Below are 16,009 nucleotides of genomic sequence, written 5' to 3' on the forward strand. Positions count from 1 at the left end.
GGTTGCAAATAAGTTGTAGAGACGAGTTTGCGGCGATTTTCCGGTTTTCAAGTGCTTGGGCTACATTCGGCTATTGCGAACGTTGGCCCTGAGACTACTGTAACCTGTTTCGCCACTCTTTGTCGTACTGCTACCGCTATTTCTGATCCCTGGCGAAAGGGTTCTTGCCGGTCTTGAGCTCGATGCGCACCGGCGTGCCAACCAGGTTGAAAGTGTCGCGGAAATGGCGCTCGAGATAGCGCTTGTACGGGTCGCTGACGGCGTCGAGTGCATTGCCGTGGATGACGATGATCGGCGGGTTCTGGCCGCCCTGGTGGGCGTAGCGCAGTTTCGGCCGGGTCGTTCCCTTGCGTTTTGGTTCCTGCTTCTCGACAGCTTCCTGCAACGCGCGGGTCAGGCGCGGGGTCGACAGGTTGGCGGTCGCGGCCGCGTAGGCAGCGTCCACCGATTTCATCAGCTGGGCAATACCGGTGCCCTTGAGCGCCGAGATGAAATGGGTCTTGGCAAAGGACAGGAAATCGAGCTTGCGGTCGAGGTCGATCTTGACTTCGTCGCGGTCGTCCGATTGCAAGCCATCCCATTTGTTGACGGCAACCACCAGCGCCCTGCCCGACTCCAGGATGAAGCCGGCGATATGCGCATCTTGCTCGGAAATATCCTGCTGCGCATCGAGCAGCAGGATGACGACGTTGGCATCCGAAATCGACTGCATGGTCTTGACCACCGAAAATTTCTCAATGGCTTCGAAAACCTTGCCACGACGGCGGATGCCGGCGGTGTCGATCAGCGTGTACTGCTTGCCTTCGCGTTCGAATGGCACCTCGATCGAGTCGCGGGTGGTGCCCGGCATGTCGAAGGCGATCACGCGCTGCTCGCCGACCAGGGTGTTGATCAGGGTCGATTTGCCGACGTTGGGACGGCCGACGATGGCGATCTTGACGCCATGGTCGACGTGTTCGCCCAGCTGCTCGGCATCGGGCCGGCTGGCGAAGGCAAAGTCGAGCGCCTCGACCACCAGGTCGTTGACGCCGTCGCCGTGGGCGGCCGAGATCACGTACGGGTCGCCCATGCCAAGCTCGTAGAACTCGGACGTGACCGAGGTGTACTTCATGCCTTCTGACTTGTTCACCACGAGCATGACCTTGCGGCCCGTCTTGCGCAGGTAATCGGTGATGGTCTTGTCGTGCGGGGTCATGCCCTGGCGGCCGTCGACGATGAACACCACGACGTCGGCTTCGGCCACCGCCTGGCGCGTCTGCAGCGCCATCTCGAACATGATGCCTTCCTTGGCTACCGGTTCGAAACCGCCGGTGTCGATCACCAGGAAGGGACGCTCGCCGATCCGGCCTTCGCCATAGTGGCGGTCGCGGGTCAGGCCAGGAAGATCGGCCACCAACGCGTCCCGCGAACGTGTGAGGCGGTTGAACAGGGTCGACTTCCCGACATTCGGGCGACCTACGAGTGCGATTACCGGCTTCATGTAGATTTACTATTCGACCGCGATAGCGGTCACAGTTCCATTTTGTGTTTGAAAAATAAGGTGCGATCCAGCCACCACGGGGGTGCCGACGATCGGGCTGCCGTCTGTCGCGGCGCGCGCCAGGAACGAGCCATCCTCGCGCGAGAGGAAATGCACGATGCCCTGGTAGTCGCCGACCGCGACCGCGCGGCCGTAGCTCAGTGGCGTGGACAGGCGGCGGAAGGCCAGCTTGTCGTTCTTCCAGGCCGAGGCGCCGGTGTCGCGGTTGAAAGCGAACAGCGCGCCCTTGTCGTCGGGTACGAACACGAAGCGCTGGTCGACCGCGACGCCGGCTTCCGACGACAGGTCGCGGGTCCAGCGCGCCGAACCGGTAGTGACGTCGAAGCAGCCGACCCGGCCCTGGTAAGACACCGCGCAGACGTCGTTCTCGAACAGCACCGGGGTGCCGCCGATATCGGTCACGCGTTCGAGTTCGGTGGCGCCGCGCGCCACGCCCACCTCGACATCCCAGCGCGGCGCGCCGGTGGCCAGGATGAACGACGACAGGCGGCCAGCAGGCTGGGCGATGATGACGTCGCTGCCGCTCACCACCATGCCCGGCGCGTTGCGCAAGGTCAGCGGCGGCGAGATACGCTGCACGGTCCATTTCTTTTCGCCGGTTCTGGCGTCGAAGCCGACGATGCGGTTGTCCAGGCTGCGCGCGACCACCACGCCCTGGCCCACCACCGGCGCCGACAGGATCTCGCTCGAGAGCTGCGACTTCCACAACGGCTTGCCGTCCATATCGAAGGCCAGCAGGGTACCCTTGGTGCCACCGACGACGATCAGGTTGCCGTCGGTACCGACTCCGCTCGACAAGTCGGTGCCGGCCTTGGTGCGCCAGATCTGGCGTCCGGTGGCCGCTTCCACGCGCGCGATGTCGCCATTGCCGCTGGCTACCACCACGGTATTGCCGGTCAGCGCAGGCGAGAACTGGTAGCTGCCGGCCTTGCCGATCTCGAGCTTCCAGGCAGTACGCACCGCCATCGTGCCCTTGAGCTCGACGAGCGGCGCAGGCTGGTCGGCCTTGCTTTTCGAGGCGAATGGATTGAGCGAGTTGAGCGACGGCATCGACGGCATGCTCGAGCAACCCGTCATCAGGGCCAGTACACCAACACCAACAAGTTTGCTGCTAATACGCATTTTCTTTAACCTTGTTCTCGGACTATAAAGGACGCAAGGCCCGCGCACGCCGTCGGGCTAGCGCGGGCCTGTGAACCTGGGACGAATTACGCGGCAGCTGCGGCGGCTTTTGCGTCGTTCGCGGCGTTCGTATCGTTCGCCGACGCCGGCGCGGTGCCGCCAATGGCTTCGAGCTTGACCGTCACCAGCTGGCGGCCCGGGCTGTCCTTGGGCATCGCGGCCAGCGCCGCAACATAGGCCTGGCGGGCCTCGGCCAGCTTGTTCTGCGCCACCAGTACATCACCCTTGCGGTCTGCCGCCAGCGCGGTGAACTGCGCCGGGATGGCGTCGTCGAGCAGCTTGAGCGCGGCATCGTAGGCTTTTTCGTCGAGCAGCACGCCAGCCAGGCGCAGCTTGGCAATCGCCTTGTATTCGTCGTTGCCATGCTCGACCACCCACTGCAGCCGGGACTTGGCGGTCTTGAGGTCGTTCGCATCGAACGCCACCTTGGCCGCGCCCAGCGCCGCCATCTGGGCATAGGCGGTGCTGTCGTATTTTTCCTGGATATCGCCGGCAATGCGCTGCGCTTTTGCATTGTCGTTCGCGCCCACCGCGACCTGCAGTTCGTCGTACAGTGCCGAGGCTTCGACCGACTGGGTACGCTTGTGCGAATTCCAGAAGTTGTACGCGGCGAAACTACCCAGCGCGGCGATCAGCACCCAGGTGATAAGACTGCCGAAACGCGACCAAAAGGCCTTGAAGGTCGCTATCTGTTCCTGCTCTTCGAGATCGTATGCCATTGTCTGCTCTGTTCTTGTAGTGGTGGTAAATCGGTTCTGTTCGCCGGGACGCGCCCTGGCTTAATGATGGTGATGCCCTTGCTCGTTGCAGCTCTCGTCGCCGCAGTCATGGTCGCCGCCGCCGATGATCTGGTCGACCACGTAGTCGACCAGGGCGTCGAACGGCACACTGGCCTGCTGCTCGCCGGCCTGCTCGGCTCCCGGGCGCATCGCCTTGACGGCCGCCTGGTTCGATGCCATTTCGTCGTCGCCGATAATGACCGCGAAGGCCGCCCCGCTGCCGTCGGCTTTCTTCATCTGGCTCTTGAAGCTGCCGGCGCCCGCCGGTGTCGCGCAATGTAACACAACATCCAGGCCGGCATCGCGCAGGCGCTCGGCCATGATGAAGGCCTGCACCTGCGCCTGCTCGCCCTGGTGGACCATGTAGACGTCGCACTGGCTCGGCGCCTGGGTCTCGCCCAGGCCCTTCATCAGCTCGATGATGCGCTCGATGCCCATCGCGAAGCCGACCGCCGGGGTGGCCTTGCCGCCGAACTGTTCGATCAGCGGGTCGTAGCGTCCGCCGGCGCAAATCGTGCCCTGCGCCCCGAGTTCGTCGGTGACCCATTCGAACACGGTGCGGTTGTAGTAGTCGAGGCCGCGCACCAGGCGCGGGTTGATGGTGTACTGCACCGCGTTGCGGTCCAGGATCATTTTCAGGCCATTCAGGTGGGCCAGCGATTCTTCGCCCAGGTAGTCGAGCAGCTTGGGCGCGCCATTGACCATCTCTTGCATGGCCGGGTTCTTGGTGTCGAGGATGCGCAGCGGGTTGCTGTGCAGGCGGCGCTTGGCTTCGGCGTCGAGGATTGCCTCGTGCTGCTCGAAATAGGCGATCAGGTCGGCGCGGTGGCGCTGGCGCTCGTCGGCATTGCCGATCGAATTGAGCTCGAGGCGCACGTTCTGCAGGCCCAGGTCATCCCACAGGCGGCGGCACAGCAGAATCAGCTCGGCGTCGATGTCCGGACCCGAAAAACCGACGGCTTCGGCGCCGAACTGGAAGAACTGGCGGTAGCGGCCGCGCTGCGGACGCTCGTGGCGGAACATCGGGCCCTTGTACCACAGGCGCTTGGGGCCGTCGTACACCAGGTTGTTTTCCAGCACCGCGCGCACCACGCTGGCGGTACCCTCGGGGCGCAAGGTCAGCTGATCGCCGTTCATCGAATCGGTGAAGGAATACATCTCCTTTTCGACGATGTCGGTGACGGCGCCGATGGCGCGTGCAAACAGGGCGGTGTCCTCGACGATCGGGGTCACGATCTTCTGGTAGCCGTAGCTCTTGAGGATGGTCTCGGCGGTGTTCTCGAACAGCTCCCACAACGGGGCGTCGGCCGGGAGGATATCGTTCATGCCTTTGACGGCAAGGATTTTTTCTGGTTTGGACATGATTTTATTCTTGGCTTATTGCGCCGCGACCTGGCGGCTGTAATTCTTATCGACGTAGTTCATGACGATCGTCTTGAACTCGTCCACGATGCGCTCGCCGCGCAGGGTGGCGAATTTCTGGCCGTCGACAAAGACCGGCGCGGCCGGCGATTCGCCGGTACCGGGCAAGCTGATGCCGATGTTCGCATGCTTGGATTCGCCCGGGCCATTGACGATGCAGCCCATGACAGCCACGTTCATCGCTTCCACGCCCGGATGGGTCTTCTTCCATACCGGCATCTGCTCGCGCAGGAAGGTCTGGATGTTGTCGGCCAGTTCCTGGAACACGGTCGAGGTGGTGCGTCCGCAGCCCGGGCAGGCGATCACCATCGGGGTGAACTTGCGCAAGCCCATGGTCTGCAGGATTTCCTGCCCCACCACCACTTCGCGGGTACGGTCGCCGCCCGGCTCGGGCGTGAGCGAAATGCGCACGGTGTCGCCGATACCCTCTTGCAGCAGCACCGATAGCGCCGCGGTCGAGGCGACGATGCCCTTGCTACCCATGCCGGCCTCGGTCAGGCCCAGGTGCAGCGGGTAGTCGCAGCGGCGCGCCAGTTCGCGGTAGACCGCGATCAGGTCCTGGACGCCCGATACCTTGCACGACAAGATGATCTTGTCGCGCGCCAGGCCCACTTCTTCGGCGCGCACGGCGTTCTCGATGGCCGAGGTGATCAAGGCTTCGTACATCACCGCCTGCGCGCTCCACGGCGCCGCGCGCAGCGCGTTCTCGTCCATGATGCGGGCCAGCAGCGACTGGTCCAGGCTGCCCCAATTGACGCCGATGCGCACCGGCTTGTCGTACTTGGCCGCAATCTCGATCATCTGGGCGAACTGGGTGTCGCGCTTGGCGCCCTGCCCCACGTTACCCGGATTGATGCGGTATTTCGACAGCGCCTGCGCGCATTCCGGATAGTCGCGCAGCAGCAGGTGGCCGTTGTAATGGAAGTCTCCCACCAGCGGAGTATCGATCTCCATGCGATCGAGCTGTTCGCGGATCGCCGGTACGGCCGCGGCCGCGGCCGGCGTGTCGACGGTGATGCGCACGATCTCCGAACCGGCGCGCGCCAGCTCCTTGATCTGGATCGCGGTACCGATTGCGTCGGCAGTATCGGTATTGGTCATCGACTGCACCACCACCGGCGCATCGCCACCGACCCAGACGGTGCGCGCACCGTGCGAGACCGCTACTTTGCGGCTGGCGCGGCGCGCAAGTGGGCCGGACGGGATCGGGTCGCCCAGGCAGGCTTGGTTCAACATCGTGTTCTGTTCCATCAGCGGCTGGTCTCGTACTTGATTTGAGTGCTTATTTGAGTGCTTACTTAAGTGCAACCCGGGCAATGGTCTTGCCCGGCTGTTGCGGCAGGTCGATGCTGGCCCCGCGCAGCGAAGCGGAAACGGCCGACGGCTTGCCAACCACCAGGTTGACCGGCTCGGCTACCTCGATGGTTTCGGTCGAGCCGCCCTTGACCAGGCGCGAGATCAACGGCTTGCCGCCTCTGGCCGGACGCACTTCGATCCACGAATCTTCGCGCACGTTCAGCACCAGCGCGTTGGCGCCGGGCGCGGCCGCAGCCACCGGCGTGGCCGGCGCCGCGGCGGGTGCGGTCGCCAACGTCGGTGCGGCGCCGGCAGGCGCCACCGGCGTGGTCGCGGGCGCGGTAGCCGGCGCAATGGTTTCGGAACCCGGCGCCGGTACCGAGATCAGGGGTACCGACGGATTCATCAGCGAATCGGGCCCGGCGGGGGTGGCCACTTCCGGCGTCATGATGACCGGATTGTCGAGGATCATGCCGCCATCGGCGTTGCGATCGGCTGCCTGCTTCCCACCCGGGAGCAGACCGAAATACCACAGCGCCGCGCCGGCGGCGATCACGGCAACGGCGCCGGCAACCAGACCAGCCGGTACGCGCGAGCGCTTGCCGCCGATCGGGAAGCGGCTCTGGGAAAACGCAGCCGGACGCGGTTCGCGGCGCGGGATGGCGCTCACCGCGCCGGCCTGCGCCTCCGGCGGCATGTTCATCGCGATCTTGGCCACCAGCGGGGCGGCGTCGATCTTCAACAGCTTGGCATAGGCGCGCACGAAGCCGCGCGTGACGGCCGGACTGGGCAGCGCGGCGTAGTCGCCCGCTTCCAGCGCCACCACCTGGCGCGGGGCCAGCTTGAGCTGGTCGGCCACCTGCTCTACGCTCCAGCCCAGCGCTTCGCGCTGGGACTGCAAGGTCTTGCCGGGAAGGCCGACGTCGTTGCCCGGCGTGGCCGGCTGGTCTGCATGCTCGTTCATTGTCCTCGTCTCACTGTGCTAGTTTCACTCATCAAAGGCGCCACGTTCGAAGGCCAGGTACTCGGGCGAGCCGGGAAAGCGTCGCCGCAACTGGGCAGCGATGCTCGCTTCCATGCTGCGCTCGCCAAGCTTGCGCTGCACGCGCAGGGCAAGCCAGAGCGCCTCGGCCGGCAAGTTGTCGAGTTTCGATGTCTCGATCAGGCGATTGATGAAAAAACCGGCGCGGGGGTAATCGCGCCGCTCGTAATAAATTTGCGCCAGGCCGGCATTGGTCGCCTGCAGCGCGGGGTTGTAGCGCAGCGCGTCGAGCAGGTAGCGCTCGGCCGCCTCGCCATTGTTGTTGCGGATGCTGCACATGCCCGCATTGACCAGCGCGCTTACCGGCGTCTGGTAAGCGCGGTTGCGCAGCGCGGCATCGAAATACGGCATGGCCTGGGCCGGCTTGTTCATCGACTGGCACAGGAAAGAGCCGTAGTTGTTGGCCAGGTCCGGATTGCCCGGTTCGAGCCGCAACGCCTGCCGGTAATTGTCGTCGGCCAGCGCCATCTGCCCCATGGCGGTATAGATCAGGGCGCGCAGGCCATGCGCTTCGGCGTTGCCAGGCTCGGCCGCAATCGCCTGCTTGACCTCGTCGAGCGCGATCTCGTACTTGCCATCCTTGTAGTAGCCGACCGCCAGCTGCACCCGGATCGAGGCGCGCTTTTCCGCCATGGTCTGGTCGGACGCCGTCTTGAGCTCGCCACTACCGGTGCCGCCACCGCTACCGGCGCAGGCGGCCAGCAGGCAGGATGCGAGCACCAGGCAGGCGTTGCCAAGGCGGCGGCCGGTGCTGGCCATCAGGAAGGAATCTCCACGATGCGTCCGAAATCGGCACCGAATTTCTTCTGGTACTCCGCCATCTTTTCCATCCGCTCGACCACCCGGGTACGGTCCTGCACTTCGCCGGCCAGCTGGCCGCAGGCGGCGTCGATGTCGTCGCCGCGCGTCTTGCGCACGGTGGTGACGATGCCGGCGTCCATCAGCACTTGGGCAAAGGCCTTGATGCGCGGATTCTTGGAGCGGAACAGGCCCGACTCCGGGAAGGGATTGAACGGGATCAGGTTGAACTTGCAGTTCACCCCGACCACCGGATCGGTGACCAGCTTGATCAGCTCGCGCGCATGCTCGTCGCTATCGTTGTAGTTATCGAGCATGCAGTATTCGAAGGTGATGAAGTCGCGCGGTGCGAATTCGAGGTAGCGCTTGCACGCCGCCATCAGTTCGCGCAGCGGGTACTTCTTGTTCAGCGGCACCAGCACATCGCGCAGGGCGTCGTTCGACGCGTGCAGCGATACCGCCAGCGCCACCGGCACGTCGTGCGCCAGGCGGTCGATATTCGGCACCACGCCCGAGGTCGACAGGGTCACGCGGCGGCGCGACAGGCCGTAGGCGTTATCGTCGAGCATCAGCTTGAGCGCGGTGGCGGTTGGCTCGTAATTGAGCAGCGGCTCGCCCATGCCCATCATGACCACGTTGGTGATCTGGCGCTCGCCTTTCGGGCCAGGCTCGATGCCCTTGGTCTTGCGCAGCTCGAATTCGGCCATCCACAACTGGCCGATGATCTCGGCCACCGTCAGGTTGCGGTTGAAGCCCTGCTTGCCGGTCGAGCAGAAGCGGCAGTTGACGGCGCAGCCGGCTTGCGTGGAGATGCACAGGGTGCCACGATTTTCTTCCGGAATAAACACGGTTTCTACGGCATTGCCATTGCCTACGTCGATCACCCACTTGCGGGTGCCGTCGAGCGAGGTATGGTCGCTGATCACGCCCGGCGCAGCCACCGTCGCACGGGTCTTGAGTTTTTCGCGCAGCGACTTGGCCAGGTCGGTCATGTCGTCGAAATTCGACGCACCGAACTGGTGAATCCAGCGCTGCAGCTGCTTGGCACGGAACGGCTTCTCACCCAGCTCGCCGCAATAAGCGACCAGTTGCGCGGGATCGAAGTCCAGCAGGTTAGTGAGAGTCGTCATGATGTCCTGGCTAACTAAAAGGTAATACGGTAAAACTCAACGGGCGCCGCCCGCCAGGCCCGGGGCATCGGGCGAGCGGCGCTTGCTACAGAAAACGATTACTTCATTTCTGGGAAGAAGTAAGCGATTTCAACTTGTGCGGCTTCGACAGCGTCCGAACCGTGCACGGCGTTGGCATCGATCGAATCGGCGAAATCGGCGCGGATCGTGCCTTTTTCAGCTTTCTTCGGATCGGTCGCGCCCATCAGGTCACGGTGCTTCAGGACGGCGTTTTCGCCTTCCAGGGCCTGGATCATGACTGGACCCGACACCATGAAGTCGACCAGATCCTTGAAGAAGCCGCGCTCTTTGTGGGCAGCGTAGAAGCCTTCAGCCTGCTCGCGCGAGAGCTGGGTCATGCGGGCAGCAACGATCTTCAGGCCGGCCTGTTCGAAGCGGGTGTAGATTTGGCCGATGACGTTTTTTGCAACTGCATCTGGTTTGATGATCGACAGGGTGCGTTCAATTGCCATGTAAAACTCCAATAAAAAGAAAGGTTAAAATCGAGAAATTCTTGAGAACCTGCAGAACTAAGTCGGGGCTCGATCAACCTTCGATTTTACCATACATCCCCCGTATGACCGATATTGCGCTAGTGCCAAGCAAAGTGGTAGAGTGACATAGTAATCCCGTCCTGTTTTCAGCTCAGCTTAAGGCAGTATTAAGCAAGCTCCAGTAATGTCTCAGTGACGCTTTTCCATCCAACCGGAGGCACCATGACCCCTAATTCGCAACCACGCAGCACGATCGACCTGACCAAGGCCGGGCGTGGTGTCACTCGCAACAATGTACTGCGCAACACTTATTGGCTGCTCGCGCTGTCGATGATCCCGACCGTGTTCGGCGCCTTCATCGGCGTGTCGATGGAGCTGCCGATGCTCAGCGGCGGCTTTGGCCTCATCCTGTTCCTGGCTATCGCGTTCGGCTTCATGTTCGCGATCGAAAAAACCAAGCACTCGGCACTGGGCGTGGCCTTCCTGCTCGGCTTCACCTTCTTCATGGGCCTGATGCTCACGCCTTTGCTGCGCCATACGCTCGGCTATTCGAACGGCGGCAGCCTGATCATGACCGCGTTCGGCGGCACCGCCTGCGTGTTCGCAGTCATGGCCAGCATCGCCACCACTTCCAAGCGCGATTTCTCGGGCATGCGCAGCTGGCTGATGGCCGGCCTGGTGGTCCTGGTGCTGGCGGTCGTGGCCAATGTGTTCCTGCAGATGTCGGCGCTGTCGATCGTGATCTCGGTCCTGGCGATCGGTATCTTCTCGGCCTTCCTTCTGTACGACGTGCAGCGCGTGGTCAACGGCGGCGAGACCAACTACATCTCGGCTACGCTGTCGATCTACCTGAACGTCTACAACATCTTTGCCAGCCTGCTGCACCTGCTGGGCTTTGCCGGCGGCGACCGCGACTGAACGCTGTTTGCATGAACCAAAAAGCCGACCTGATGGTCGGCTTTTTTTCTGTCTCGATGGCGCGGACATGCACGCCATCGCGCCACTCAGGTCGCTACCCCTGCCGCGCCCCCAGCTCGAACACCGCGATCGACTCCACGTGCGAGGTATGCGGAAACATGTTGCACACGCCCGCCCTCTTGAGCACATAGCCGGCCCCGTGCACCAGGATGCCGGCGTCGCGCGCCAGCGTGGACGGGCTGCACGACACATACACGATCCGCTGCGGCATCAAGTCCTCGTGCGACTGGCGCAGTTCGGCCAGCGCCTCGGCCAGCGCCATCGCGCCATCGCGCGGCGGATCGACCAGCATGCGGTCGAAGCGGCCGAGCGCGACCAGGTGCCCCTTGGTGACTTCGAACAGGTTGCGGGTCGAGAACGACGTCTTGTCCGCCAGGCCATTGGCGCGCGCATTCTCGAGCGCGCGCGTGGTCAGCACGGTGCTGCCCTCGATGCCGACCACTTCGCGCGCCTGGGTCGCCAGCGGCAGCGTGAAATTACCCAGGCCGCAGAACAGATCGGCCACCCGGTCGGTCGGCTGGACCTCGAGCAGGCGCAGCGCCTTTGACACCAGCACGCGGTTGATCTGATGGTTCACCTGGGTGAAATCGGTTGGCTTGAAGGGCATGCGGATGCCAAATTCGGGCAACGTGTAGTACAGCTCTTTGGCAGCCGGGTAGTAGGGATATGCCGAATCCGGACCTTTCGGCTGCAGCCACCACTCGATGTTCCAGCGATCGGCAAAGGCCTTCACCAGCACCTCGTCGGCCGGCGTGAGCGGCGCCATGATGCGCATCACCAGCACCGTGCTTTCTTCGCCAATGGCGACTTCGATCTGCGGCACGTCGCGAAACAGCGACATCGCGCCAACCAGCTCGCGCAGCGGCACCAGCAGGCGGGCCACGTGGTCGGGCAGGATCTCGCAGGTGGTGATGTCGGCCACCAGCGACGAGCTGCGCTCGTGGAAGCCCACCAGTACCCCGCCCTTCTTTGGCACGTGGCGCAACGACAGGCGTGCACGGTAGCGGTAGTCCCAGGTCGGGCCGTACATCGGGCGCATGATCATCTCGGACTTCACCTTGCCGATGTGCCAGAGGTTGTCTTCGAGGATGCGCTGCTTCATGGCGACCTGGCTGGACGCTTCCAGGTGCTGCATCGAACAGCCCCCGCACACGCCAAAATGGATGCACTTGGGCTCGACGCGCATCGACGACACACGCTGCAGCGTGACCATGCGGCCCGATTCCCAGTTCTTTTTCTTCTTCAGCGTTTCATAGCTGACCCGCTCTCCCGGCAGCGCGCCTTCGACAAACACGACCTTGCCCGGCGAGCCGTCTTCGTTCTCGAGGTGGCCGACGCCGCGCGCGTCCGCATCCAGGGATTTGATGTCGATAAAAGTTTCTTGCATGGCGAGAGATAGAGAGAAAGAGAGAGAGGGAGGAAGATGGGCGGCACCGCCAGCGGGCGGGTGCCGGCGTGGGACGTTCAAACAAAAAATGGGCTGAAGGCCCGGCGGGCATGATAGCAAGGAAACGGGGTGGGCGCTACGGGAAGCCAGGCGCGCTCCCGCCAAGCGCTACAGCAAGGAATCCCGCACTACCCCGCGCGCCGCCATCGCGCGCTTGAGCTTGACCAGCGCCTCTTGCTGGATCTGGCGCACGCGTTCGCGCGTCACGCCCATCTCCGCGGCCAGGGTCTCTAGCGTAGCGGGATCGTCGTTGTCCAGCCCGAAGCGGCGCGTGACGACCAGCCGCTGCTTGTCGGGCAGGCAGGCCAGCCAGTCGCGCACCAGCACCGTTGTCTCGTGGTGCTCGGCCAATACGTCGGGCGTGGCGTCGCCGTCGTCGGGCAGCATGTCCATCAGGCACGATTGCGGGTCGTTGTCGAGCGGGGCATCGAGCGAGGCGGCGTGTTCGGACAGCGCCAGGATGTCCTGCACCTCTTCTACCGGCCGCCCGACCAGGCTGGCGATATCCTCGGCGGCGGCATCCTTGCCGTCGTGCTTCTGGGATTCGAGGTGGTATTTGGCGCGCAGCACCTGGTTCAGTTCGCGCACCATGTGCACCGGCAGGCGCACCGTGCGGGCCTGGTTCATGATGGCGCGCTCGATGCTCTGGCGAATCCACCAGGTGGCGTAGGTTGAAAACCGGAAACCGCGCTCGGGCTCGAACTTGTCGATCGCGCGCATCAGGCCGATATTGCCCTCTTCTATCATGTCGAGCAATACCACACCGCGGTTGATGTAGTGCTTGGCGATCGAGACGACCAGGCGCAGGTTATGCTCGATCATCTTCTGGCGCGCCGCGAAATCGCCGCCCTTGGCCAGCGTGGCGACCTGACATTCTTCCGTTGCCGACAGCAGCGGGCGGGTGCCGATCTGGTTCAGGTAGTGCTGGGTGGTATCGGTGGCGAGCTCGGCCTGCAACACCTTGCGCAGCTCGTCGACCGAGGCGGTTGCGGCGCCAGCGGCCGGCAAGTCTGGCGCATGGGCCGCCCCGGCGCCGTCGGCCGCAAGATCCCCGTCGCCTTCGGGCGTATCGGGATACTCGTCCGTATCTTGCGGATCGTGCGGATCGTGCGGCTGCGGCGGCTGCGTCATACCATCCTATCGGCCAGGCAGGAACCTCGAAGGGTCGACTGGCTTGCCCTGTTGGCGTATCTCGAAATGCAACTTCACCGAATCGGCGTCCGAATCGCCCATTTCCGCAATCATCTGGCCCTTGGCCACGTTGTCGCCTTCTTTGACGACGATCTTGCGGTTATGCGCATAGGCCGACAGCAGGCTGTTGCTGTGCTTAACGATCACGAGATTACCATAACCCCGGATCCCACTACCAGCGTACATTACCTTGCCGGCGCCGGCGGCCACTACCTGCTGCCCGGCCTTGCCGGCGATATCGATGCCCTTGTTGCGGCCTTCATCGAAGGTGGCGACGATGCGTCCGTCCGATGGCCACATCCAGCTCAGCTTTTGATCGTCGCTGGCGGTGACGATGCTGCCGGGGACGATTGCCGGCGCCGCCGGGGTCACGGCTGGGGCCGGCTCGACGCGGGCACCCGATTCGCGCTGGACGCTGGCGACATTGGCGTCGGTATAGACTTGCTTGTCGGCCCGTGGCACCGTCTTGCGTGGCGGCGTAGCCGCGGGCGGCGCAGGCACCGGCTGGGTCTGCACGCTGGCGCTGCGTTCGCCGCGTTCCGGCGGCGCGACGCGCAGTGTCTGGCCAACCTTGATATCGTCCGGATCGGCCAGGTTGTTCCAGGCGACCAGGTCGCGGTAGTTCTGGCCGTGATCGAGTGCGATGCGCAGCAGCGTATCGCCGCGGCGCACCGTATGCATGCCCCTGTCGTCTTTCGACTCGTCGGCCCCGGCCGGTCCAGGGCGCGCCTGGGAAGACGGTGGCGAGGTACGCTCGACCACCGGGGCCTGGCGGGTAGCGGAGGTACAGCCTGCCAGCAGGCCGATGGTGAGGGCCAGCAGTGCCAGGCGGGGAGCTTGTTTCATTGGGGGTGCTTGGTTCATTGTCTTTCTATCTTCTGATTGATATTTCTGCGGCGCGCCGTCCGCTTGCCTTGCAGGTGGACTGCGCCAGCGGACCGGGCCGCGCAATGGCTGCGCCAGGCAGGCGGAGCCGCCATGGCGGCAGCGGCAGCACCGCGGCGACGTTGGATCGGGCCGTCTAGACGGTACCCGGGCGCAGCGGCACGAAATGGCACGATTCCAGCGTTTCGCTGGCCCATTCGCGTTTGCCGATGCGGGTAATGCGTTGCAGGTGCTGGACCTGGGCGCCAACCGGCGCGACCAGATGCGCACCGATGGCCAGCTGCTCGAGCAGTGCCTGCGGCACTTCGAGGCCCGCAGCTGCCAGGATGATGCCGTCGAAGGGTGCAACCTGCGGCAAGCCTAGCATACCATCGCCATAATGCAAACGCAGGTTCGAGATTCGCAAGGGACGCAGGTTGGTCTTGGCCAGCTCGTGCAGGGACTTGATGCGCTCGATCGAATAGACTTCGCGCGCGACGCAGGCAAGCACCGCCGCCTGGTAGCCGCAGCCGGTGCCGATCTCGAGCACCCTGCCCAGTTGCGCACCGGCCGGGGTCGAGGCGTTCATGACTTCGATCATGCGCGCCACGATATACGGCTGCGAAATCGTCTGCTGGTGCCCGATCGGCAGCGAAGCGTCAACATATGCCTGGCCCGACATGGCCGGTTCGATGAACAGGTGGCGCGCAACAGCTTGCATGGCGGCCAGCACCTGGCTATCACGCACGCCCTGGCGCGCGACGCGCCCGACCATGGCGCGCCGCACCGCCTCTGACGCCATCAGTTCGGAGCGCTGCACGCTCGGCGCGCTCGGCGTGTGCGTGACCGCATAGCCCGGCGCGCGCGGCGAGGGCGAAGGCGCCATTGGCGCCAGGGCGGAGCCACCGACAAACGCGGTGCGGGCGGCGTTGCGGGTGGCGGTTTGCGGGGTCGCCACCGGCACCGGCGCGCGCAGGTTGTTGGGGCTGCCCGGGTTGCGACGATCGCCCCCGGTAACCGAGGAAAGTGGCAGCGGAAAGGTGCTGCGGCGCTCGGTGCTGCGGTCTTCGCTCATACGATCTCCCGCAGCAGGTCGAGCTGGGTCTTGTGGGTCAGGTCTACTTGCAGCGGGGTGATCGACACGCAGCCTTGTGCGGTCGCGTGGAAATCGGTGCCTGCGCCGGCATCGCGGCATGCACCCGGCGCGCCGATCCAGAAGATCTCGCGGCCGCGCGGGTCCTGTGAACGAATCACCGGTTCGGACTGGTGGCGGCGCCCGAGGCGCGCCGGCGTCAGCGGTCCGATCTGTTCGTAGGGCAGGTTCGGGATATTGACGTTGAACAGGAAGGGCAGATCGAGCTTGTCGAAGCGGCGCTCGACGATCTCGCGCGCCACGCGCGCGGCGGCGTCGATGTGGGCCCAGCCGGGGTGCACCTGTGAAAACGCGATCGCCGGAATGCCGTACAGGTAAGCCTCGGTGGCGGCGGCAACGGTACCTGAATACAGCGTGTCGTCACCCATGTTCTGGCCATTATTGATGCCGGAAACGACCAGGTCGGGCGGCGCCTCCATCATCGCCAGGGCGATATGGACGCAATCGGTCGGGGTGCCGTTTACAAAATGAAAACCATTCGCGGCGCGCTGGACCGACAATGGACGATCGAGCGACAAGGAATTCGACGCGCCCGAGCGGTTACTGTCGGGCGCGAATACAACGATGTCGGCGATTGCGGACAAGGCCTCGGCCAGCGCACTGATACCAGGCGCCAGGTAGCCGTCATCGTTACTGATAAGAATTCGCATGCCT

Annotated in this window: 15 protein-coding genes; 1 reads left to right on the top strand and 14 read right to left on the bottom strand. The window is 64.1% G+C overall.

All coding sequences use genetic code 11. The features are described from left to right. Positions 1-136: 136 nt before the first annotated feature. The 9 genes from der to ndk all read right to left on the bottom strand — a co-directional run bounded on the left by der (position 137) and on the right by ndk (position 9,701). Complete coding sequence (gene der / locus NRS07_RS13940) at positions 137-1,480, bottom strand: ribosome biogenesis GTPase Der (protein ID WP_259207908.1); 1,344 nt, start codon at positions 1,478-1,480, stop codon at positions 137-139. A gap of 9 nt (positions 1,481-1,489) precedes the next feature. Beyond that, positions 1,490-2,662 (bottom strand): outer membrane protein assembly factor BamB, encoded by a 1,173-nt coding sequence (gene bamB, locus NRS07_RS13945; protein ID WP_259207910.1) that lies wholly within the window; start codon positions 2,660-2,662, stop codon positions 1,490-1,492. A gap of 86 nt (positions 2,663-2,748) precedes the next feature. Beyond that, a complete protein-coding gene (locus NRS07_RS13950) occupies positions 2,749-3,441 on the bottom strand; it encodes a tetratricopeptide repeat protein (protein ID WP_259207912.1) in 693 nt (230 codons plus the stop codon). A 60-nt stretch (positions 3,442-3,501) separates the two neighbouring features. Further along, entirely contained in the window at positions 3,502-4,863 is a 1,362-nt protein-coding gene (gene hisS, locus NRS07_RS13955; protein ID WP_259207914.1) for a histidine--tRNA ligase, read from the bottom strand. Between the two features lie 15 nt (positions 4,864-4,878). Next, positions 4,879-6,159, bottom strand: coding sequence for a flavodoxin-dependent (E)-4-hydroxy-3-methylbut-2-enyl-diphosphate synthase (gene ispG, locus NRS07_RS13960; RefSeq protein ID WP_259207915.1), 1,281 nt, complete (start codon positions 6,157-6,159; stop codon positions 4,879-4,881). A gap of 58 nt (positions 6,160-6,217) precedes the next feature. Continuing rightward, positions 6,218-7,183, bottom strand: a complete 966-nt coding sequence (locus NRS07_RS13965; protein WP_259207918.1) for a helix-turn-helix domain-containing protein — start codon at positions 7,181-7,183, stop codon at positions 6,218-6,220. Between the two features lie 24 nt (positions 7,184-7,207). Next, positions 7,208-8,020, bottom strand: a complete 813-nt coding sequence (gene pilW / locus NRS07_RS13970) for a type IV pilus biogenesis/stability protein PilW (RefSeq protein ID WP_259207920.1) — start codon at positions 8,018-8,020, stop codon at positions 7,208-7,210. Next, positions 8,020-9,189 (bottom strand): 23S rRNA (adenine(2503)-C(2))-methyltransferase RlmN, encoded by a 1,170-nt coding sequence (gene rlmN, locus NRS07_RS13975; protein ID WP_259207921.1) that lies wholly within the window; start codon positions 9,187-9,189, stop codon positions 8,020-8,022. The genes pilW and rlmN overlap by 1 nt, the downstream gene beginning before the upstream one ends. Before the next feature lie 98 nt (positions 9,190-9,287). Beyond that, positions 9,288-9,701 carry a nucleoside-diphosphate kinase gene (gene ndk / locus NRS07_RS13980; protein WP_259207923.1) on the bottom strand — a complete coding sequence of 138 codons (414 nt, stop codon included), beginning with the start codon at positions 9,699-9,701 and terminating at the stop codon, positions 9,288-9,290. Between the two features lie 243 nt (positions 9,702-9,944). On the opposite strand from ndk, the gene NRS07_RS13985 reads away from it, so the two are divergent. Next, entirely contained in the window at positions 9,945-10,640 is a 696-nt protein-coding gene (locus NRS07_RS13985) for a Bax inhibitor-1/YccA family protein (protein WP_259207924.1), read from the top strand. A 94-nt stretch (positions 10,641-10,734) separates the two neighbouring features. Here NRS07_RS13985 and rlmD read toward each other — a convergent pair whose 3' ends face one another. The 5 genes from rlmD to surE form a co-directional block, all read right to left on the bottom strand. Beyond that, positions 10,735-12,087, bottom strand: coding sequence for a 23S rRNA (uracil(1939)-C(5))-methyltransferase RlmD (rlmD, locus tag NRS07_RS13990; RefSeq protein ID WP_259207927.1), 1,353 nt, complete (start codon positions 12,085-12,087; stop codon positions 10,735-10,737). Positions 12,088-12,255: 168 nt separating this feature from the next. Continuing rightward, complete coding sequence (gene rpoS, locus NRS07_RS13995; protein ID WP_259207929.1) at positions 12,256-13,278, bottom strand: RNA polymerase sigma factor RpoS; 1,023 nt, start codon at positions 13,276-13,278, stop codon at positions 12,256-12,258. Between the two features lie 6 nt (positions 13,279-13,284). Then, positions 13,285-14,184: a peptidoglycan DD-metalloendopeptidase family protein gene (locus NRS07_RS14000; protein ID WP_259207931.1), complete on the bottom strand. Its 900-nt coding sequence runs from the start codon at positions 14,182-14,184 to the stop codon at positions 13,285-13,287. 175 nt (positions 14,185-14,359) lie between these two features. Further along, positions 14,360-15,277 carry a protein-L-isoaspartate(D-aspartate) O-methyltransferase gene (locus NRS07_RS14005; protein ID WP_259207933.1) on the bottom strand — a complete coding sequence of 306 codons (918 nt, stop codon included), beginning with the start codon at positions 15,275-15,277 and terminating at the stop codon, positions 14,360-14,362. Next, positions 15,274-16,005 carry a 5'/3'-nucleotidase SurE gene (gene surE / locus NRS07_RS14010; protein ID WP_259207934.1) on the bottom strand — a complete coding sequence of 244 codons (732 nt, stop codon included), beginning with the start codon at positions 16,003-16,005 and terminating at the stop codon, positions 15,274-15,276. Before surE ends, NRS07_RS14005 begins: the two co-directional genes overlap by 4 nt. Between the last annotated feature and the right edge of the window lie 4 nt (positions 16,006-16,009).

It is taken from the genome of Massilia sp. H6 (genome assembly GCF_024802625.1).
Classification (GTDB): domain Bacteria; phylum Pseudomonadota; class Gammaproteobacteria; order Burkholderiales; family Burkholderiaceae_D; genus Telluria.

Excerpts from the sequence above, each read along its gene's own strand:
- der (WP_259207908.1), bottom strand. The coding sequence starts at position 1,480 with ATGAAGCCGGTAATCGCACTCGTAGGTCGCCCGAATGTCGGGAAGTCG.
- bamB (WP_259207910.1), bottom strand. The coding sequence starts at position 2,662 with ATGCGTATTAGCAGCAAACTTGTTGGTGTTGGTGTACTGGCCCTGATG.
- NRS07_RS13950 (WP_259207912.1), bottom strand. The coding sequence starts at position 3,441 with ATGGCATACGATCTCGAAGAGCAGGAACAGATAGCGACCTTCAAGGCC.
- hisS (WP_259207914.1), bottom strand. The coding sequence starts at position 4,863 with ATGTCCAAACCAGAAAAAATCCTTGCCGTCAAAGGCATGAACGATATC.
- ispG (WP_259207915.1), bottom strand. The coding sequence starts at position 6,159 with ATGTTGAACCAAGCCTGCCTGGGCGACCCGATCCCGTCCGGCCCACTT.
- NRS07_RS13965 (WP_259207918.1), bottom strand. The coding sequence starts at position 7,183 with ATGAACGAGCATGCAGACCAGCCGGCCACGCCGGGCAACGACGTCGGC.
- pilW (WP_259207920.1), bottom strand. The coding sequence starts at position 8,020 with ATGGCCAGCACCGGCCGCCGCCTTGGCAACGCCTGCCTGGTGCTCGCA.
- rlmN (WP_259207921.1), bottom strand. The coding sequence starts at position 9,189 with ATGACGACTCTCACTAACCTGCTGGACTTCGATCCCGCGCAACTGGTC.
- ndk (WP_259207923.1), bottom strand. The coding sequence starts at position 9,701 with ATGGCAATTGAACGCACCCTGTCGATCATCAAACCAGATGCAGTTGCA.
- NRS07_RS13985 (WP_259207924.1), top strand. The coding sequence starts at position 9,945 with ATGACCCCTAATTCGCAACCACGCAGCACGATCGACCTGACCAAGGCC.
- rlmD (WP_259207927.1), bottom strand. The coding sequence starts at position 12,087 with ATGCAAGAAACTTTTATCGACATCAAATCCCTGGATGCGGACGCGCGC.
- rpoS (WP_259207929.1), bottom strand. The coding sequence starts at position 13,278 with ATGACGCAGCCGCCGCAGCCGCACGATCCGCACGATCCGCAAGATACG.
- NRS07_RS14000 (WP_259207931.1), bottom strand. The coding sequence starts at position 14,184 with ATGAAACAAGCTCCCCGCCTGGCACTGCTGGCCCTCACCATCGGCCTG.
- NRS07_RS14005 (WP_259207933.1), bottom strand. The coding sequence starts at position 15,277 with ATGAGCGAAGACCGCAGCACCGAGCGCCGCAGCACCTTTCCGCTGCCA.
- surE (WP_259207934.1), bottom strand. The coding sequence starts at position 16,005 with ATGCGAATTCTTATCAGTAACGATGACGGCTACCTGGCGCCTGGTATC.